The organism is Corynebacterium sp. NML98-0116, from assembly GCF_001767255.1.
Taxonomy (GTDB): domain Bacteria; phylum Actinomycetota; class Actinomycetes; order Mycobacteriales; family Mycobacteriaceae; genus Corynebacterium; species Corynebacterium pseudogenitalium.
On record NZ_CP017639.1, the window covers coordinates 1,003,488 to 1,022,813 of the forward strand.

General features: G+C 55.3%; 19 protein-coding genes and 5 tRNA genes. 12 read left to right on the forward strand and 12 right to left on the reverse strand.

The genetic code is table 11. The features are described from left to right. Positions 1-27: 27 nt before the first annotated feature. Both BJP05_RS04400 and ppgK read right to left on the reverse strand, forming a co-directional pair. Positions 28-1,467: an RNA polymerase sigma factor gene (locus tag BJP05_RS04400; protein WP_070362353.1), complete on the reverse strand. Its 1,440-nt coding sequence runs from the start codon at positions 1,465-1,467 to the stop codon at positions 28-30. Between the two features lie 210 nt (positions 1,468-1,677). Then, positions 1,678-2,460, reverse strand: coding sequence for a polyphosphate--glucose phosphotransferase (gene ppgK / locus BJP05_RS04405; RefSeq protein WP_070363500.1), 783 nt, complete (start codon positions 2,458-2,460; stop codon positions 1,678-1,680). Between the two features lie 292 nt (positions 2,461-2,752). Here ppgK and BJP05_RS04410 point away from each other — a divergent pair, with 292 nt between their 5' ends. Further along, complete coding sequence (locus BJP05_RS04410) at positions 2,753-3,046, forward strand: DUF4193 domain-containing protein (protein ID WP_070363501.1); 294 nt, start codon at positions 2,753-2,755, stop codon at positions 3,044-3,046. A 26-nt stretch (positions 3,047-3,072) separates the two neighbouring features. On the opposite strand, the gene BJP05_RS04415 is transcribed toward BJP05_RS04410, so the two are convergent. Next, complete coding sequence (locus BJP05_RS04415) at positions 3,073-3,579, reverse strand: DUF3093 domain-containing protein (protein ID WP_070362354.1); 507 nt, start codon at positions 3,577-3,579, stop codon at positions 3,073-3,075. Positions 3,580-3,664: 85 nt separating this feature from the next. Here BJP05_RS04415 and dut point away from each other — a divergent pair, with 85 nt between their 5' ends. From dut to dxs, 4 genes are all read left to right on the forward strand, one after another. After that, positions 3,665-4,135 (forward strand): dUTP diphosphatase, encoded by a 471-nt coding sequence (gene dut, locus BJP05_RS04420; protein ID WP_070362355.1) that lies wholly within the window; start codon positions 3,665-3,667, stop codon positions 4,133-4,135. A gap of 84 nt (positions 4,136-4,219) precedes the next feature. Further along, entirely contained in the window at positions 4,220-5,083 is an 864-nt protein-coding gene (locus tag BJP05_RS04425; protein WP_070362356.1) for a DUF3710 domain-containing protein, read from the forward strand. Beyond that, positions 5,083-6,336, forward strand: a complete 1,254-nt coding sequence (locus BJP05_RS10960) for a class I SAM-dependent RNA methyltransferase (RefSeq protein ID WP_084028572.1) — start codon at positions 5,083-5,085, stop codon at positions 6,334-6,336. Before BJP05_RS04425 ends, BJP05_RS10960 begins: the two co-directional genes overlap by 1 nt. A 73-nt stretch (positions 6,337-6,409) precedes the next feature. Then, complete coding sequence (dxs, locus tag BJP05_RS04430; protein WP_070362357.1) at positions 6,410-8,347, forward strand: 1-deoxy-D-xylulose-5-phosphate synthase; 1,938 nt, start codon at positions 6,410-6,412, stop codon at positions 8,345-8,347. 12 nt (positions 8,348-8,359) lie between these two features. Here the strand turns inward: dxs and BJP05_RS04435 are convergent, their stop codons facing one another. Together BJP05_RS04435 and BJP05_RS04440 are read right to left on the reverse strand one after the other, a co-directional pair. Further along, positions 8,360-9,556, reverse strand: coding sequence for an HRDC domain-containing protein (locus BJP05_RS04435; RefSeq protein WP_070362358.1), 1,197 nt, complete (start codon positions 9,554-9,556; stop codon positions 8,360-8,362). 17 nt (positions 9,557-9,573) lie between these two features. Next, complete coding sequence (locus tag BJP05_RS04440) at positions 9,574-10,149, reverse strand: DUF3000 domain-containing protein (protein WP_070362359.1); 576 nt, start codon at positions 10,147-10,149, stop codon at positions 9,574-9,576. A gap of 189 nt (positions 10,150-10,338) precedes the next feature. Here BJP05_RS04440 and hemQ point away from each other — a divergent pair, with 189 nt between their 5' ends. Continuing rightward, positions 10,339-11,040, forward strand: coding sequence for a hydrogen peroxide-dependent heme synthase (hemQ, locus tag BJP05_RS04445; RefSeq protein WP_070362360.1), 702 nt, complete (start codon positions 10,339-10,341; stop codon positions 11,038-11,040). Positions 11,041-11,095: 55 nt separating this feature from the next. On the opposite strand, the gene msrB is transcribed toward hemQ, so the two are convergent. Genes msrB through BJP05_RS04460 form a run of 3 tightly spaced genes read right to left on the reverse strand, consistent with a single transcriptional unit; the run spans position 11,096 to position 13,549 of the window. Then, a complete protein-coding gene (gene msrB, locus BJP05_RS04450) occupies positions 11,096-11,515 on the reverse strand; it encodes a peptide-methionine (R)-S-oxide reductase MsrB (protein WP_070362361.1) in 420 nt (139 codons plus the stop codon). Further along, positions 11,454-12,770 (reverse strand): glycosyltransferase family 87 protein, encoded by a 1,317-nt coding sequence (locus tag BJP05_RS04455; RefSeq protein ID WP_240492806.1) that lies wholly within the window; start codon positions 12,768-12,770, stop codon positions 11,454-11,456. Before BJP05_RS04455 ends, msrB begins: the two co-directional genes overlap by 62 nt. Positions 12,771-12,793: 23 nt before the next feature. Continuing rightward, the gene (locus BJP05_RS04460) at positions 12,794-13,549 is read right to left on the reverse strand and encodes a pyrimidine reductase family protein (protein WP_070363503.1); all 756 of its coding nucleotides are present in this window, start codon (positions 13,547-13,549) and stop codon (positions 12,794-12,796) included. A 50-nt stretch (positions 13,550-13,599) separates the two neighbouring features. Here BJP05_RS04460 and BJP05_RS04465 point away from each other — a divergent pair, with 50 nt between their 5' ends. After that, positions 13,600-14,895 carry a hypothetical protein gene (locus BJP05_RS04465; protein ID WP_070362362.1) on the forward strand — a complete coding sequence of 432 codons (1,296 nt, stop codon included), beginning with the start codon at positions 13,600-13,602 and terminating at the stop codon, positions 14,893-14,895. Continuing rightward, positions 14,885-15,859, forward strand: coding sequence for an asparagine synthase-related protein (locus tag BJP05_RS04470; protein WP_070362363.1), 975 nt, complete (start codon positions 14,885-14,887; stop codon positions 15,857-15,859). The genes BJP05_RS04465 and BJP05_RS04470 overlap by 11 nt, the downstream gene beginning before the upstream one ends. 109 nt (positions 15,860-15,968) lie before the next feature. On the opposite strand, the gene BJP05_RS04475 is transcribed toward BJP05_RS04470, so the two are convergent. The 4 genes from BJP05_RS04475 to BJP05_RS04490 all read right to left on the reverse strand — a co-directional run bounded on the left by BJP05_RS04475 (position 15,969) and on the right by BJP05_RS04490 (position 16,332). Beyond that, a tRNA-Gly gene (locus BJP05_RS04475) sits at positions 15,969-16,044 on the reverse strand. A gap of 32 nt (positions 16,045-16,076) precedes the next feature. Then, positions 16,077-16,148: transfer RNA gene (locus BJP05_RS04480), tRNA-Val, on the reverse strand. Positions 16,149-16,153: 5 nt separating this feature from the next. Beyond that, a tRNA-Cys gene (locus BJP05_RS04485) sits at positions 16,154-16,227 on the reverse strand. Positions 16,228-16,256: 29 nt separating this feature from the next. Next, a tRNA-Gly gene (locus BJP05_RS04490) sits at positions 16,257-16,332 on the reverse strand. A gap of 211 nt (positions 16,333-16,543) precedes the next feature. On the opposite strand from BJP05_RS04490, the gene BJP05_RS04495 reads away from it, so the two are divergent. The 4 genes from BJP05_RS04495 (at position 16,544) to BJP05_RS04510 (ending at position 19,222) form a co-directional block, all read left to right on the forward strand. After that, positions 16,544-16,615 (forward strand) — tRNA-Val (locus BJP05_RS04495). A 132-nt stretch (positions 16,616-16,747) separates the two neighbouring features. After that, the gene (locus tag BJP05_RS04500; RefSeq protein ID WP_070362364.1) at positions 16,748-17,320 is read left to right on the forward strand and encodes a copper resistance CopC family protein; all 573 of its coding nucleotides are present in this window, start codon (positions 16,748-16,750) and stop codon (positions 17,318-17,320) included. A gap of 42 nt (positions 17,321-17,362) precedes the next feature. After that, positions 17,363-17,992 (forward strand): copper chaperone PCu(A)C, encoded by a 630-nt coding sequence (locus BJP05_RS04505; protein ID WP_070362365.1) that lies wholly within the window; start codon positions 17,363-17,365, stop codon positions 17,990-17,992. Positions 17,993-18,007: 15 nt separating this feature from the next. Then, the gene (locus BJP05_RS04510; protein WP_070362366.1) at positions 18,008-19,222 is read left to right on the forward strand and encodes a Dyp-type peroxidase; all 1,215 of its coding nucleotides are present in this window, start codon (positions 18,008-18,010) and stop codon (positions 19,220-19,222) included. The last annotated feature ends 104 nt before the right edge of the window (positions 19,223-19,326 follow it).

Sequence of the window (19,326 nt, forward strand, 5' to 3'; positions counted from 1 at the left end):
GTTATTGCTTACTACGTAGAAACGCATTTAATCGAGGTAATCGCGCAGCACCTGTGAACGCGACGGGTGGCGAAGCTTCGACATCGTCTTGGACTCGATCTGCCGGATGCGTTCGCGTGTCACACCGTACACCTGGCCGATTTCATCTAGCGTGCGAGGCATGCCATCGGTCAGGCCGAAGCGGAGCCGCACTACGCCGGCCTCACGCTCGGAAAGTGTGTGGAGGACATCCTGAAGTTGGTCCTGAAGAAGCGTAAAGGAAACAGCGTCGACTGCCACAACGGCTTCGGAGTCTTCGATGAAATCACCGAGTTGGCTGTCGCCTTCATCGCCGATCGTCTGATCCAATGAGATCGGCTCACGGGCGTACTGCTGGATCTCCAACACCTTCTCTTCGGTGATGTCCATCTCTTTTGCGAGTTCAAGCGGTGTAGGTTCGCGTCCAAGATCTTGTAGAAGCTCACTCTGGATACGGCCAAGCTTGTTGATGACCTCGACCATGTGTACCGGGATGCGAATGGTTCGAGCCTGGTCTGCCATGGCACGTGTAATTGCCTGGCGGATCCACCACGTTGCATAGGTGGAAAACTTGTAGCCCTTGGAATAGTCGAACTTTTCAACTGCACGGATGAGACCGAGGTTGCCCTCCTGGATGAGGTCCAAGAAGGCCATACCGCGACCGGTGTAGCGCTTTGCCAGCGAAACCACGAGTCGAAGGTTAGCCTCGAGCAGATGGTTCTTCGCCTTGCGACCGTCTCGGGCGACGGCGCGGAAGTCGCGCTTAACCGCAGGGGTAAGGCGTGCTTCCTTGTCTCCCTCCTCAGCTGCACGGGCCATCTCGTCGAGTCGGTGTTGCGCGTAGAGACCAGCTTCAATGCGCTTCGCGAGAGAAACCTCCTGCTCAGCATCGAGCAGAGCAACCTTACCTATTTGCTTCAAATACGCACGGACAGAGTCCGCAGATGCGGTGAGCTGAGCGTCCTTGCGGGCTTGGCGAAGTGCAGCAGATTCCTCGATATCCCAGACAGAAGATCCGTCGTCTTCCTCGTCTTCTTTTTCCTCGTCGTCATCACCAAGATGCTCGTCAAATTCTTCGTCATCTTCTTCAGCCGTCAGCGGGTCGAAGTCCTGCTCCTGGTCAGAATCGTCGAGCGATTCGTCCGTTTCTTCCAGCGCGGAGTCGTCGCTGGTGACCTCATCAGTTGCGGGTGAAGCAGCCTTCTTTGCGGCGGTTTTCTTTACTGTCTTCTTCGCTTTCTTAGCTACCTTTGACGCCTTTTTCGCGGTTTTGCGTGCTGTTTTCTTCGCAGTCTTCTTGGCGGTCTTTTTGGCAGCCTTTTTGGCGGTTTTCTTGGCTGCTTTTTTGGTGGCTTTCTTGGCGGTCGTTGTGCCGTCGGTTACGCCGCCGGAAGTGCTCTCTGCCGCATCGTTGACGGAGTTTTTGCCTGAAGCTTCGCTGGCTACCACGTACGCCCTTTCGCCTTTGTGAACTGATTGATGCTTTTGCGGACACCGAGACTTCCTCCAACAATGGATGGAAAGAAAGTCACTCTGGTGAAAGCAGACCAGCAAACGCCGGTCTGCCTTCCTAGCGTACGCAAACTGTGCTGATTTTTCAGAACGCCTATCTTAACAGCATTGTCAAGCTGCTTTGTGTTAGACGCCGAGTCTCGCTAGTTACGGTGCGAGGTGCTCATTGGCCGCCATCGCTGCTCCGACAATGCCTGCTCGGTTGCGAAGAGTGGCCACGACGACAGGAGTGTCGACAGTCAATAGAGGGACCCATTTGTCAGATTTCCGCGAGATGCCACCACCGACGACGAAACACTCTGGATTAAACAGTCGCGCGTATTCGTGCAGCACCTTATCAACTCGCTTCGCCCACTTCTTGAAGCTCAGGTCTTCCCTCTGCTTTACAGCTGAGGAGGCGACGTGCTCTGCTTCCTTCCTATTGACGATTAAATGGCCAATTTCTGTGTTAGGGAAGAGGTGCCCATTAACCAGGAACGCTGAACCAATACCAGTGCCAAACGTGAGGAATATGACAGAACCGTTTCGGGCTCGTTCATTGCCAAAGGCAACTTCAGCAAGCCCCGCGGCGTCGGCGTCGTTTAATACAGTGACAGAGCGCTCAGGGAGATGCTGCTCAAAGAGCTCATGCACATCGGTGTCGATCCACGACGGGTCGATGTTAGCTGCGCTCTTTGCGATCTGATGCTGAATCACCGACGGCAGCGTTACGCCCACAGGGCCGTCCCATTCGTGGAGACGGACGATCTCTGCGACTGTTGATGCAACAGCTTCAGGTGTAGCTGGCTGAGGAGTTGCGATCTTGATCCTGTCGCCGACGAATTCTCCGGTTTTGAGGTTGACGATGGCGCCCTTGATTCCAGAACCGCCGACATCGACGCCCATACCATAGTGCTCTTGGGCACCATCAATTCCACTTGTTGTAGTCATAACATTGAGCATACAAAAGGTGTGCTCATTGCGCATGTAGGAAAATATTTAGGAGCGCGGTACCTAGAACGAGTGGGTTGACGTCGCTGTACTTTAATTAGCTATAAAGCCTTTGATGTGTAGGGAACCCGTGGGTATTGGCCTGCTGACCTTGTAATATGACATATAGCTTTGTGTGCTTTATTATTCGGCTCCAAACCAATAAAAAGGCTGAGGCTCATCTATAGGAAGCGTATCTCCTCAACGGGCCTAGGCATTGCTGAACTTGACTACTCCTGGAGGCACCACCACCATGGCGACCGATTACGATGCACCGCGTAAGCGCGCAGAAGACGAGCTTGAGACTGACTCCCTCGAGGGCTTGAAGGCTGCGGAGGTTGCGGGCAGCAGCATGGATGATGACGGTGAAATCGTTGAACCGTTTGAACCGCCACTTCAAGATCTGTCTGGTGAGGAACTGAACGTTGAGGTAAAGCCTCGCCAAGATAACGAATTCACTTGTGCGTCTTGCTATTTGGTTCAGAAAAAGAATCGGCTGGCTTACGAAACCGAAGACGGCCAGAAGATTTGCCTCGACTGCGAGTAGTAGCGAGCAACGCAGTCGCGCGATCCCTAGGCGGTCCGCTGCTCAGGCAAAAACATTCCGAGGATTTTCTCCGGTTCTTTCGCAGCAATTAGCCAGTAGGGGGTTGGGTCCTGAGGATCGTCCAAGACAAGCAGAATATGTTCTTTCACCCAACCATGCGATACCAAGAAAGCAGCTGGGTCTAATTGTCGTCCGAGAGCATTTCGCTTCGCTGATGCAGGGACAACCATAGATCTGCTGACAACGGTGTTGGGTAAGTTGGCGTCGTCAACGACGAGCCAACGAGTGCCGTCGCTGTCTTGCTCGACCGCAATTGTAGTTTTCGAAAGCCATGTCAAGAACCAAAAAACTAAACTTCCGATAACGAGCACGGGGATAATAAACCACCAAATATTGCGGTTGAGCGTAAGTTGTGCCCCGATGAGCAGCGTTAATGCTGCACCGATGATCCACCAGTACCAAGGCACCCATTGACGCTCCGTATATAAGACTTTGGAACCACTGGATGCCGGTGCGTTTTGGTTGCTATTCATACCCTCATCAACTCGTCAATTCGATGTACTCCCGAATACGTTACCCAATAACACTAGGCGAAATTATCTTAAGAATGCACACGCAATGGAATCCCGTAAGGTGTATGAAGTGACCTCTCTTGAACCAATTTCAGTAAAACGTCTTGATCCAGACATGCCGCTTCCTAAACGAGCGCATGAAGGTGACGCCGGGGCGGACCTTTACTCCTCGGAAACACGGACATTGGCTCCCGGCGAACGGGCGCTCATCGGCACCGGAATTGCTGTCGCGTTGCCCATGGGAACTGTCGGGCTCATTCATCCTCGTTCGGGACTCGCTGCCAAACACGGGATTTCTATTGTGAACACGCCAGGCACCATTGATGCCCAGTATCGAGGGGAGTTGAAGATTTGCCTTCTTAATACCGACCGTGAATGTTCGTTTACAGTTGAACGAGGAATGCGGATTGCTCAACTAGTGGTGCAAAAAGTCGAGTTGGTTGACTTCGTCGAAGTTTCCGAGCTTGACGATACCCAGCGTGGTGCCCAAGGATACGGATCAACGGGGCTCGCCTGAGGCCACATTGGGCCCGTACTAGAGTAATTCTCACCCGAAGAAACTTTTTTGAAATACACAACTTCACTCGAAAGGTGATCACCCATGGCATGGTGGCCATTTGGTAAAAAGAAGAAAGACCAGCAGAAGGAAGACGCTGCCCCAGCTCAGACGGAGGCAGAGACCAACGACGATCTAGAGGTCACAGCACCAAAGTCTCAGGACACGGGGATTGCAGCGGATACTGATCCATCCCAGACTCCATCAGCCACTGGTACTCTTGCCGATTATGATCCAATCAGCGGATCTACCGGTCCGTTCGACGGCGACAACGTCGACATTGAGGAGTTCGATTTTTCTGACTTCTCCCAGGTGAACCTCAACCTCGGATCAATGCAGATTCCGCTGCCAAAGGATTCGCAGGTGCAGATTGAAATGGGCGAGAACGGCCCGAAGATGGTGCACATCGTTACCAGGTACGGTCGCATCACTCCGGTTGCTTTCGCTGCACCGCGTAACGGCGGCCTGTGGGCCGAATCGGCAGAAGAAATTGCCGAGGGCATGAAGAACGAGGACATGCCTGTCGAGTTTGAAGAGGGCCCCTGGGGAACCGAAATCGTTGGTACTGGCGCTAACGGCGTGATCCGCATCATCGGTGTTGAGGCGCCTCGATGGCTGTACCGTGTCACGTTGGCCGCTCCGGCGGGAATGGAAGAACAGCTTGCTGAGCTCGGGCGGGAAGTCGTAGCACGCAGCTTTGTTTACCGCGGTCCGGACCCAATTTTGGCGGGTAACTCTTTGCCAGTCGTCCTGCCTGCGCAGTTGGCTCGGCAGGTGCAGCAGGCTGTACAGGAGCGGGCTGCGCAGGAGTCGCAGCAGCAGAGCCCACAGGCTGGAAACCCGAACGCCCTGAGTGACGCGCTGAAACAGATCATCGCACAAAACAACGAAGCGAATAAGAATAATTAATGAGTGCCCAACCATCGCTGACACCAGGCGACAGCATTCAAGTCACATTCCACGCCTTTGCTCACGGCGGTGAGGCTATTGCCCTTGCCAATGACGGACGAGTTGTCTTCGTGCAAGGCGCTCTACCTGGAGAAACAGCGACCGTCAAACTGCTGAAAGTGAAAAAGCGGTGGGCTCGCGGTGAACTGCTCGAGATACAACAAACTTCACCAGATCGAGTGAAGGTAGGATGTCCTGCTGCTGCGGCAGGTGCGGGCTGCTGCGACTTTGCGCATATTAGTGAATCTCTGCAGCGGGCCGCCAAAACAGAGGTACTTGTTGGACAGCTTGAAAAAATGGCACGTCCATCTGGTGTGCTTGATGGCATTGATCTCACCGCCATTTCGGTTCAGGCTTTAGCGCCTACGACCGGATGGCGGACGCGTATCCGACTCGGCACTGATGCGCAGGGGCGTGCCGGTTTCAGGAAAGCACGTTCCAATGACGTCGTCGCCGAGCGTTGTACTCAGGCGATGCCGGAACTCTTTGACGGGATTGTTGGCGATGGGGCACGACGATTTACTCCTGGGTCTGAGATAGTCGTCGTCATCGATTCTCTCGGGAACCGGCATGTCGTTGAAACGAGCAAAGTCCAACGCGGACGGCGCGTGGAACGAATAGACCGTACGGTTGAAGGCTCCGGCAACATCGTAGAAATGGTCGGAAACGATAGGTTTGAGTTTCCGGCGACTGCGTTTTGGCAGGCGCACCGTAGTGCACCGTCGGCATATGCAGATCTGGTGCGTGAGTGGTCCCTTGCGGGGAGGCCTTATCAGAACAATTCCGGTTGGGACCTCTATGGCGGAGTAGGGCTCTTTGTTCCATCCATGTCCGCGGCACTCGGTGGTGGTCCGGTTGCAACCGTCGACTATTCGAAGTCCGCGATGGCGCATTCTCAGCCTGCACTTGCAAGCCTCGACGTCAACAAAGTCAACTCCCGGGTAGAAACAGGAATTCGATCCTTGCCCCCCGCGGGCCTGGTTGTGCTCGACCCTCCTCGAACTGGTGCTGGAGACAAAGTGATTCATGATATCGCAGCGGCGAGTCCGCAGCGAGTGATTCACATTGGGTGCGATCCGGCAACATTTGCTAGAGATTTAGCAAGTTGGGGAGCATGCGGATATCACGTAACTGAGATAAAAGTCATCGATGCATTTCCAGGAACGCATCACTTTGAAACGCTTGCATGCCTGGAGCCTCTGCGTCCTCATTAGGAATGGGGCGTGCGCCCCGCAAGGTGTAAACTAGCGTCAACTATTGCTTGTTCTAAAGGAGAAGTAGAGGACCGTGGGACTGATAGGTAAACTCAATTCGCCAGCGGATTTGAAGTCGTTGGCGCCTGGGGAATTATCAGATCTCGCTGATGAAGTACGCCAGTTTTTAATTGAGAAGGTGTCAGCAACGGGAGGTCACCTGGGGCCGAACCTCGGCGTTGTCGAGTTGACAATTGCACTGCATTACGTATTCGACTCGCCAACGGAACCGGTCGTTTTTGATACCTCTCACCAGTCGTACGTGCATAAAATTCTGACCGGGCGTGCTGGTCAGTTTGATTCCTTGCGTCAGAAAGACGGTCTTTCTGGCTATACCTCGCGCTCGGAGTCGGAACATGATTGGACTGAGTCATCGCACGCGAGTGCTTCGCTTTCAATTGCAGATGGCTTAGCGAAAGCCAAGTACATTCAGGGCAAGGGCGACGAAAATGTTGTCGCCGTCGTCGGTGACGGTGCACTGACAGGTGGGATGTGCTGGGAAGCGCTGAACAACATTGCAGCCGCAGAACGCAACGTAGTCATAGTCGTAAATGACAATGGTCGCTCGTATTCGCCAACTATTGGTGGTTTTGCGAACAACCTGACTCGCCTTCGTGATCAGCTCGCAGCTTTGCGCATGAAACCCGGCTACGACGACGTAATGGAATCCGGTAAGAAGACCCTCAAGTCGATGGGTTGGGTCGGAGAACGGACGTTTGAAGCGCTTCATGCGCTGAAAGAAGGAGTGAAGGCCCAGGTTATCCCAACAGAGATGTTCCCGGAGCTGGGGATGAAGTACGTTGGGCCAGTAGAAGGTCACGACCTCACGGCGTTGCTAAGCGCTTTCGAGTACGCGAAGACCTACGAGGGGCCCTTGATTGTGCACGTTGTGACTGAGAAAGGCCACGGCTTCGCCCCCGCAGTTAACAACATCGCCGACCAAATGCACTCCACTGGTGCGATTGACCCTGTTACAGGAGAAACTCTGAAGAAGTCCAAGCCAGGGTGGACATCAATTTTCACCGAGGAACTTCTCGACGCCGCTAGGACTCGACGTGACATTGTCGCAATCACGGCCGCTATGGCTGGGCCGACAGGCCTTGCACCGTTCGCAGAGGAATTTCCTGACAGATTTTTTGATGTCGGTATTGCGGAGCAGCATGCGATTGCCTCTGCCAGCGGGCTTGCTCTCGGGGGACTGCACCCCGTTGTCGCGGTCTACTCCACATTTTTGAACCGAGCTTTCGATCAGCTCCTGATGGACGCAGCACTTATCAAGCAGCCGTTGACTGTAGTGCTCGATAGAGCGGGCGTCACTGGTACGGACGGCGCAAGCCACAACGGCGTGTGGGATATGGCGCTGACGTCAATCGTCCCAAATATTCGTGTCGCGGCGCCTCGCGATCCGCAGCAGCTAAGGGAACTGTTTAGGGAAGCTTTGACTGTTAAGGACGGGCCAACTGTTGTCCGGTTCCCTAAGGGGAGCGTCGGGGAGGACCTAGCAGCTATTAAGCGGCTGCCAGGTGGCGTCGATATTCTTCGAGAACCATCATCGACTGCGCAAGATGATGAAAGCGACCAGACAGTTGATGTGTTGATTGTTGCAGTGGGAGTTTTTGCGGATTCGGCACTACGGGTCGCTGAACGATTGGAATCGGACAATGTTCGAGTTACCCTGGTAGATCCCCGTTGGGTTGTGCCTGTTTCCCCTGATATTCTCGATCTTGCGGTTGAGTCCGATCTTGTCGTGGTGTATGAAGACGGGATCGTACATGGAGGCGTTGGTTCAGCAATTGCAGAAGCGTTGTCCTACGCTGAAATCGACACACCGCTGCGGCATATTGCATTTCCTCAGGTGTTCCCAGAGCACGCTTCCCGGGAACAGATCTTTGAAGAATTCGGTATGGACGAGTCAGCTGCGACGAAAAAGATTCGCGAGTGGGTACGCGGCCTTGAGGACCACGATCAATAAGGCACTCGCTGCCTAGCGGCGAGGTTCCGGCTGTTCCGCCACGAAAATAGGTGCTAGGAAGTCTATCTGCCATTCGCGCAGTCCCATCTGCTTGAGCAGGGGACGGGTATATTCCATTGGCCAATCTAGACGTTCGTGGAAGGCGGTCCATATGGTCCGTTCGAGGACCTTGTTCGTCAAAATCAGCTCTTTGCGGATCTTAAGAGTCTCGGCGATTTCGGCGACCCGATTGTTTATGTTTTGTCGCGTACGTAGCGCCACTTTGTTGTGCCTTGTCCACTCCCAAATGCTTTTCCTAGTAGGTAAGCGAATTTGTTCCCTTAGTGCTTTTTCAAATGGGGATAACAGCGCATCATGGATTGTCTCGAGCCAGAAGTATGGATAGTTGGTGAGCGCATGGGTTGCACCGTCAAACGCCAGCAATTCGTCAACGGTCGTTGGGCGGGACTGAGCCAGTGGTACCAGCATCTTGTTCGGAAGTACTAATCCCGGAGCTATGTCTTGGTCGTAGGCAAAACAATCGCGAGCATCCCAAAGCCACTTCGTCAAAGTGAGCTCGAGATCCGATAATTTGTCCGAAACCTGGGGTATATCGAGCCAAGAATGTTTCTTTACCCCCGGGTTTGAACGCGTAGCTACCAAATGAGCAAATTCTTGATTCGCGTATTCAAGTTTGCCTTGCATATCGAGGAGGTGTACTAAGGCCTGTTCAAGGTGGGGCAGGTAAATAACGTCCTGCGCTGCGTACTCGAGCATTGAGTCAGTCAGTGGTGTCTGTGACCAATCGGCATCGCCGTGCTGCTTGGGAAGTGAGACTTGGCAAAACTCCTTTACCAACACGCCAAGTTTGGTTGCTGGGTATCCTGCAAATCGTGCTGCAAGTTCGGTATCGAAAATAGTGGACGGGCGTAATCCTAATTGCGCGAGACACGGTAGATCCTCTCTCGCCGCGTGTATTACCCACTCCTGATCATTGCAGACTGGTGCAAAGTACTGTTCGAACTCGTCTCGATAGTGCTCAGGGGCAATGAGGAACGTTCCCGCGTCTTTGCGGTAGATCTGTACGAGGAATGCTCGGTCATCGTAGCGGTACGCGCCGGCTCGTTCGGTATCGATACAAAAAGGACCAAGTCCTTCGGCTAATCGATCAGCTACCTCGGCAAACTGCGATGGATGATCGACAAAGGTGTAGGACAAATTCACTTCCATGCGTACACATACTAATGCTACGAAATGGTTCGCACACCTTCGGGTGGCAGACCCGCCACTAAACTGAGGACATTTGCAAACGCTTCCACATGTGATGACAGATCAATTCCTTCAGCTGTCCAAGATGCGCGCATCTCCAATTGGTACGCCCGCGGAGGGCCGCCAATCTCCCCGTAGCGGACGGAAGCTGTGGAGGTTACCGTACCTCCAAGGTTGGTAAACCCGGCCCCATTGCCATCGAGCGACTCGTTAAGCCACTGCCATGCCACATCGGGGAGAAGTGGATCCGCCGCGACAGCATCGTCCATATCTGCCTGGATATAGGCGACTAGTCGCATTGAACCCTCCCAGGCCTCTTCGGCGTCGGGGGAATGAAGCAGGATGAGGCGACCGAACGCGTCACCTTGGTCTGGCTTGGTCTGGATAACCTCAAGCCCAACGGCGTGGCTAAACGGTGCAGGCCGCTGAGGAGGCCGAATGGTACCGATGGAGATTTCTGGGCGCACTTGAGCCTTATGCATCGATTCGACCGCTGCGGTGAACTCCGCAGGAGTCGACGCGCTCTCGCTTGGGGAGGTGGTATCCGAGTTCATCACGCCAACCAAGCTAATGAGGATGCGGCTTTGAGGGGGCGAGGCGCGCCGTATATTGGTTGGCAAGATTCAGCGTTTGCAGCGAAGTGTACACTGAACTAGTACTTTCGTTTGATGTATGTTTTTATAGCGACGGTTGGTCGCCTTGGCATCCAACGTGTTTCCGTGAATCTCAGAAGGAGAGTTTAAATGGCGAAGCTTGACTACGAAAAGCTGAACGCAACCCAGCGCTACCTGCAGTACGCGGTATTTCGTGCGATCCCAGGTGCACTTGGTACCGAGCGCGACGAAGTTATCGCAGAAGCGGAAAAGTTCTTTGAGCAGCTCAAAGAGGAAGGGAAAGTTGTCGTACGTGGTATCTATGACAACACTGGTATTCGGGCTGACGCGGACTTCATGATCTGGTGGCATGCGGAGGAATTCGAGTACATCCAGGATGCACTCGCGCGATTCCGCCGTGACACCGCGTTCGGTCAGCTGTTGGAGGTTTCGTGGCTCGGTAATGGAATTCACCGCCCTGCGGAGTTCAACAAGTCGCATCTTCCGAGCTTCATCATGGGGGAGGATCCGAAGGACTGGATTACGGTGTACCCATTCGTTCGTTCATACGACTGGTACGTAATGGAGCCTGAGAAGCGTCGCAAGATCCTAATGGAGCATGGCATGGCAGCACGCGACTATGCAGACGTTCGTGCCAACACCGTCGAGGCCTTTGTCCTTGGCGACTATGAGTGGATGCTTTCGTTCGAGGCGGACACGCTGGAGCGTATTGAGTCACTTATGAAGACGATGCGCTACACAGAAGCGCGCCTTCACGTCCGAGAAGAAATCCCGTTCCAGACCGGTCGCCGCGTCGCAAGCATTGCTGACGTCATAAAGGTTCTGCCGTAGCTGGCATTGCGAAATCAAAAACTCCCTCAGCGCATCTCGGCGCTGGGGGAGTTCTTTAATCGTCTTTTCTTGGGGCATCAAACTTCAGAGAAATTGAATTGATGCAGTATCTCTGATCGGTTGGTGTGTTGAAACCCTCACCCTCGAATACATGCCCCAGGTGGGAATGGCATTGAGCGCAAAGCACCTCAGTTCTTACCATCCCGAGAGAGTAATCGGCTCGCTTGATGACGGCGGCTTCGCTATCAGGAGCGTAGAACGCTGGCCACCCGCAGTGGGCGTCGAACTTCGTTGTAGAGCGGAACAACTCTGCGCCGCATGCACGGCACACGTAGATGCCTTCTTCGAAATGGTCGGTGTACTCACCAACTCCAGGTGCTTCGGTGCCGGCTTGCCGAAGTACACGGAATTCCTCAGGGACGAGGTGAGCTTTCCACTCTGCTTCCGTCATCTGCTGAAAACGATTCTCTGTCATGAGGGTCTCTTTCGCCTTTCTTTGTTGTGAACACTGTTGTGAGTACCCAGGTGGCCGTCGATACGATGAACACAGCCCAACCCAATGTGGGGAGGAATGTAGTAATCCAGTTCCCGATGAGAGGGTTTCGAAGTGTCGTCCATTGTAACGGTGCAAGGCAGAAAAATAGTCCGATCCAGGGGCCGCTGGTGTGCATTGGGCTTCGTGCTGAAAGTACAGTGAAAGCCGCCGGGAAGAGCATCATCGAGTAGTAAGCCTGGCCGAGGGACGAGAGCAAACATACACCCGCGAGTAACACCGTGGAGCTAAACGTGAGCCATAGGAGCTCGTCTGACCAGCGCCAGCGGGCAAGCCCTAGGACCGCTATAGCGACAGTGATGCCGAAAAAGACGAATAGTGCGTCGTAGAACTGCGCTGGAAGTCCAAAGTAAGTCGTGAAGCCGGCAAGCGATGAATTGGCATAGTCGCGGGTGATCTTTAGGTAGGGGATGACGACATCGATGTAATCGCGGGCGCCCGGTGTCATTGGCCATGCGACAACGTTGAAGAGCACGGGAACTAGGACACTCGGTACGACGCAACGCCAGCGGAGTTGCATGAGTGGCAACACCACCAAGGGGGCAAACATCGGCTTGACCAGTATGGCGAGGCCTAGGCAGACGCCGGCTAACACAAAGCGCCTGTGAGTATAGCTATAGAGGAATACGGTAAAGAGGAGCAGCAATACACCATTGATGTTCGAAAAGACGAGTGTGTTCACAACTGACTCGGTGCAGAAACTGAGCACGATGCTGATAGGTAGCAGCGGGTGGCTCAGCGGTTTTCTACTGAGCTTCGTGAGGATTCCAAGTGCCGCAAGAATGGCGGCGGTGTTTACTAAAACAAAGAGTGGACGGATCAGCGAGGCGTCGTCAAACAGGCCCAAAGGTGAGAGCAGTAGCGTAGCTCCAGGATTGTAAAGATAGTGCGGATCGACGTGGTGATACACCTCGTTGTAGACGGGGACGCGCTCGACGAAGCGACGGGTGGCAGCCCACACGGTGGTGAAGTCGTCGGTCTGGGAGCCGTGCCTTGCAAGAACGGCAACGCGGTGGATGATGAGCAGAAGTGCCAGTGGCCAGGCAGCTGCGTTAGCGGCGGTTTGTAGCGTGCGCGTTGCCGCTGTGGTGTGCGAGCCATTCTGTGGGGCAGGAGCGGTCCAGATGTTGTTCAGGCGCTGCGCCCAGGCGGGGGGAGTGTCTTGTGCGTTCGTCACTTGCATAACAGTACCGAATGCAGTTACCCCTCGTGGGAAGCAGCAGTGCCCCACAGACGGTAGCGCACGAACATCGTCGAGTCCTCGCTCACCCGCACGTCTTCGAGCTCGAGCGGGGTGGCATAGTCTCCACCTCCGCCGAAGAGGGGCTTTTCTACCTTGCCTTGCAACGTAGGGTCGATGGTCAGGTGCAAAATGTCACCGAGCCCAGCAGTCAGGAGCATGTCGTAGAGTCCAGGTCCGCCCTCGCAAACGATGCGGTTAAAGCCCTGGGCGTGCAGGGCATCGATAATTGAGCGTGCAGTGCCATCGCCAGTGGACAGAATGCGGCCGCCCGCGTGCAGGAGTGCTTCTCGACGCTCGGCGAGCTCCGGATCGTTGACGTGGTGCTCCGGAGCGAGGAAAAGCGGAGGCACCTCCGTGTCGTAAAACAACTGTGTGTCCACGTCAAACTCGAAGCTTTCGGTGATGATCGCAAGCGGTGGGACCTCCGCCTGCCCGCGGGACCGACGCTCGGCCTTGTCCTCGTCGGTGCACTTGACTCCGAAGTAGTTTTCCGCCCGCGCGGTGCCTCCACCGACTAAGACAGCGTCGGACCACACACGCAGCAGGTTGAGCAGCGCGGCATCGATGGCGTTGCCAAGGGAGCGGGAGGTGCCATCGAGAGAGGCAGCGCCGGAAAGTGTCATGACCGCAAGCAGACGCAGTTCCGGGACTGAAGCGGGCAGCACAGTGCCCAGCAATTCAGCTGGTTCGAAAGTGCGGCTCGCGTCTATCATGGCGTCAAGCGTACACATCTGACTGCCAGGATTTTAAAAGGAGACAGCACGTGCTCGATCGTTTTCCGCTCGTGGAAGAGGCGCAGCGGGTATGGATAGGTGGCGAGAACCCTGACCGGCTCTTCGCAGCGCTCTTTGACCCAGACGTGGCAGATGCCGATTGGAAACAGCAGGTCTGCGTACTTGCAGACGCGGTGTTCGGTGAGACCGTCTACCGTGAAATCGATGCGTTTGAAGCGATGTTCAACGCCGTGACCGACGCAACATGGAAGGCACGTGAGCGCTGCCTCGGTGAGCACAACGAGGAATGGCTTCGGCTGTTGCCGGAATGGGCAAGGCAGTCTCGCACTGCAGAGTTCGCGCTCATCCTTATCGAGCTGCAACTCCATCGCTTCAACTTCGACCACGATGGCATCCGGCGCGTACTCGATATGGCGAACGATGCGCCCCTGCGCTTCCACAACCTGTCGGTGACCGTTAACCTCAACCAGGTTTTTCTCACCTTCGCCAGGCTGCTCTCGGGTCGTAGGATTGACCCGCAGCACGTCTTCGACGCCGTGGGAGCCCCACCCAGCGACGGGAACGAGCATGCCGTTTCTCAGCTGGAACAAGTGCCACTGAAGCTCAAACATCTCATGCTCCACGGGTTGTGGCTCTATCCAGACACCGAGTATGGGGAGCAAATACTCGCCTTCTCTGAGGCAATCTTGCGCTATCACTCGCCAAACGACTACATCGCGCACTACCGGCGTGCCGAGGGATACCGCCGCATGGCAGCCATCGAAGCAGCACCACGCTCCGACGTGTTCTCGGGACGCACGGTTCGTTCCCGGGACGACTTTTACGCCGAGGCACTTCACTCTGTGCAGATGGCCATTAAGAACCTACCCGCGGATGCCACAGCGCTGCATGGGGAGTTCGTCTCCTACCGGATGATGATTGCCACCGAACGGCAGGTACAAAACTCCATTCAAGGACGTGTAGATGCAGAGCTTGCGCACGTCGGCGCCGAAGTAGAGCGGATGTCGGAGAGGATTGAAGCAGAGTCACGCAACAGTCTCTTACGGAGCATAGAGATTCTGTCTGTCTTCCTCGCTGTCATTGGGGTGCTGTCTTTCAACATTTCGCTCGCAGGGCTAGAACAGATTGGCACCTTTGAACGCTTCGGCCTGATCCTTACCGCCGGGGTCATCCTGGGCGCATTCTCCTGGATGGTGCACGTGGCGGTCTACCGCCATACGCACGCCGAACCGGTGGTGATGAAAACGCGACGGAAACAAATACGAGAGCTGCAGCAGCGAATTGCAGCGCTTGAGGAAAGGACGAAAATTGGCTGTGACGGATAAAGGCTGCGAATACGTCGCCGACGAGCGCAGCATCGAGCCAGGTACATACGAGATCACCGAATATGCGCCAGCTAAACACGCTGTCGTCGACTACCTGCGTGCACGCCTCACAGCGGTGCTCGGGCGCTGGCCGGGGCGCCCCACTCTCATGCTCTCCGGCGGCGTCGACTCGATCCTCATCGCCGCGGTGCTCGCCCAACTGCGTACCGACGTCCTCGCGGTGACGTTCAGTCAAGACTCCTCGCAACAGGCAGCGGAGGAGACCAAGGTGGCGAGTGAGGTGGCCCGCGCACTCGGCTTCGAGCATCACGTCGTCGCCCCACGCGGGGAAGCGCTGGAGACGCTGCTCAAGGAAACCATCGAGCGCCTCGACACCGTGGAACCTTGGGAAGTGCTCTCTGGGGCCATTTTGGTAGCCATCGACACGTGCAGGCAGGAGTATCATGCCGACGGCGCACTCATCACAGGGGCAGGTGCGGACGCACTGTTTCTCGGCGGAAAAACCATCGATACAGCAGCCGACAATTACCTCCAACTGTGGGATGACCAGGTACGCCGAGGGATCAAGGCAAACTTCACCAGGCAACGTTTCATCCCGGACTTCTACGAGCGCCTCATCGCAGACCCCGAGCGCCACATTCAGGTTTGGCAGACACACGAGGCAGTCGACCTCGCACTGCGCATCCACCCACGAGTCATCCGTGGGGCCGACATCGCACAAGACAAGGCACTCTTCCGCCGCATCGCTGCAGACATGGGAATCAGTCCGGAACTCGTGCAGACCACGAAAAACCCGATGCAAGTCTCATCAGGAGGCGTAGACGCCATCGTCACGCTCGTACGGGAACAGCTGACGCGCCGGGCGGGGGAGAAGACGTACTCCGACCCGATGAGGGAACCCTTGGAGTTTACGGTGGCTCGCATGTTCCTCGAACAGCTGAAAACCCAGGCGCGCGGTGAGTAGGAGGGCCCACGTCCCTAGATATATGTGGGCCAGGGCACGCTGAAACCGCGGCGTCCAACCGATATGAGAAAACTCACGCCCTCGGGAATCCCGAGGGCGTGAGCCTATGTGGAGCGGATGACGAGACTCGAACTCGCGACCCTCACCTTGGCAAGGTGATGCGCTACCAACTGCGCTACATCCGCATGCACATTTTGAAAAGAGCTGTGCGGCTCTGTGCGCGATACTGGGATCGAACCAGTGACCCCTACCGTGTCGAGGTAGTGCTCTACCGCTGAGCTAATCGCGCGAGGTTGGAGGTGGATACGGGAATCGAACCCGTGTACACGGTTTTGCAGACCGTTGCCTAACCACTCGACCAATCCACCGTGAGTACCTCCGAAGTACTGAAAGTACTTGGAGCGGATGACGAGACTCGAACTCGCGACCCTCACCTTGGCAAGGTGATGCGCTACCAACTGCGCTACATCCGCATGCTCTCCGGAAGTGGTACCTCCGTTGTGCGTGAACAAACATTATCTGTTAGCTCTTAGTTTTCCAAATCGCCAGCACAGGGCCAGTCTTGGCAGGTGCGTACGATGGTGAGGCGCTGGGTTGGCAGGGAAATTGCTGTTACTCGGTGAAAGTGTTGCTGTACTGCGGATTCGTTGAAGGAGTGGAGGGGGTGTAAAGTAGTTCGCGTTCGGTCCTATGGCTCAGTGGAAGAGCGTTCCGTTCACACCGGAAAGGTCGCTGGTTCGATCCCAGCTAGGACCACTGAATGCCCGCCTTGCGGGCATTTTCGCTTTCTATGGTCCGGCACTGGGCATGCTGGGGAACTAATCCGCCATTCGTTACGACTAATGTTGTACTGGTTTAAAGTCAGTTCATTTTGTAGGAGGGATCCGAATGTCCAAAGCAGGACAAAGGGTACAGCGAACGGCATGGGCTATATTGAGTGCCGTATGTGTAGCTTCTGCGTTGGCCGGATCAGCGGAGGCACATGATGCCGTTATTGGGGGAGATCCATCAAACGGGTCCGTGGTAGCCGAGTTTCCGAAAGAGCTGTCGTTGGAGTTCTCGGGTCAACCCCAGGAAGGCTTCAACACGTTCGCGCTGTCGCGGGTATCGGACAACGAGATCCTCTTTACTGGAGAGCCAGTGCTCGACGGACGATTTGTGTCCCTTGAACTTCCAGAGAAAGTTCGCGAATCTGGTGACAAAGTGCCAGGAGAGTACCGGATCGGATTTCAGATTGTCTCTTCAGACGGGCACGCCACTAAAGGGATGACAACGTTTACATATGCGCCGGAAGGTTCACAAGTTGTCGATGAAACTATGGAAGATTCCGTGCCAACCGGAGAAGTGAGCGGTTCTTCATCCAGTTCCTTTAGCTGGCTTTTTGTCGGCGGACTAATCCTGCTTCTTTTCGGTGCTGTAACGGCACTTTTACTGCGTCGCGGCTCCTTGAGCAAAGATTGAGCCAGTACATACACAAGTTTTTAGCAACGACTAAGGAGAAATATGAAAAACATTTGCACTGCAGCTATTTCGGCACTTGGTGTCGCCGCTCTTGCCCTGACGGCTTGCTCGCCATCGCAGGAAAACCCGTCGACATCTGCGCCAACCGCTGCAGAGACAACAACCGTGGAGTCCACTACGACTGCTGCTCCAGACAATGACAAGCTTCAGGGCGAAGGTGATATCCGCGTTGAGTCCGCGGCTATTCGTGCGAAAGCAGAAGCCGGTGCGGAAGGCGGAAAGTCCATGACCGGGTTCTTCGGTACGCTGCACAACACCTCTGACAAGGACATTCACATCGTTGGCTTCACTACGTCACTCGGCGACGCCACCTACGAGATCCACGAGGTGGTAGATGGAGTCATGCGCGAGAAAGAAGGCGGCATCGAGATCCCCGCCGGTGGGACATATGAGCTCAAGCCTGGCGGTGACCACTTCATGATCATGGGCTTCGACCCTGCAATTCCGGCAGGCGACGTGGTCGATGTAACGCTTGAGTTCGCCGACGGAACCGAGGAGCAGATTCCAGACGTAGCCGTTCGCTCTATGCTTCCGGGTGACGAAGACTATGGTGAGCACGGGGAGCTCCAGGGGCACCAACATGGGTCCATGGGTGAAGGCCACAACCACTAATTGAAGGAAAGTCGAATGTCTGTCAACCGTCGTCATTTTCTCGCCGGGACTCTGAGTGTTGCTGCCGCCGGGGCAGCCACAGCTTGCGCGGAAAGCCGCGATGCTGTGGTGAATGCTCAGCAAGAGCCTGCGATAGACCTTGCCACAGCAACGGTTCCGTTTGACGGCATACACCAGGCAGGCATTTCGACGCCTCAACAGTCCTCACTAAATCTGATTGGTTTCAATTTTAAAGATGGCGTCGATAAGCCTGCGATTGTTCGATTGATGCGACTGTGGACTGAGGATGCCCGTGCGTTGACAGCCGGCGAAAACCCGTTGGCAAGCCTGGAACCAGAGATGACGGAACACCCCGCAAACCTCACCATTACCGTGGGGTTGGGAGAGAAGTTTTTTGATATCGCCGCGCCTGAGAGCAAACCGTCGTGGCTCCACGACATTCCGGCGCTCTCGCGAGACGAGCTTTCACGGAACTGGGGCCAGACTGACGTGGTGTTGCAGATTTGCTCAGATGACCCACTGATGTGCGCATGGGCGATGCGTCATATGGTGCGAGCTGGCGTCGATTATGTAGCTACCGCGTGGGTGCAGCAAGGGTTCATGAATAACCCTGCTGTACACCGCGAAGGAACCATGCCACGGAATCTCTTTGGACAGATTGATGGCACGGTAAACCCTCACACTGATGAGGAATACGACGCCCAGGTGTGGGCAAAAGGCGCTGCAGAGTTTGAAGGTGGAACGTCGATGGTGGTTCGTCGAATAGCGATGAACCTTGACACCTGGGAAATGCTCGACCGGACATCCCGTGAAGAGGCCGTCGGGCGCAGGCTAGACAACGGAGCACCCCTTTCGGGCGGCGAAGAGTTCACTCCGGTAGATCTGGAAGCGCGGGACGAATATGGCCTGCCAAAGGTCGATAGAAACTCGCACGTTGCCAGGTCAATGGCGCCTGAAGGGCACCCAGAGCAGAAATTTAAACGGCGCCCTTATAACTACAATTTGCCGCCTGAGCCTGGGCAGGAACAGCTGTCCAACGCTGGCTTAGTGTTCATTGCATTTCAGGAAAACCCAGATACGCAATTCACTCCGGTCCTCAAAAGGCTCGATGAGGCTGACCGACTGAATGAATGGATCACGCACATTGGTTCGGCGGTGTACTGGATACCACCGGGCACGCAGGCGCAAGATGGTGCTCCGAGTTTCTGGGCCGAGTCACTACTCGCGTAGTGAACGCGGTATGATTTTTGCCATGTTTGCCGACCTCAATATTTAAAGGTTCCGGCGAGCTTGTACGAATCCAGCTGGGTGCGTCCAGGTATGACGTACCTCAT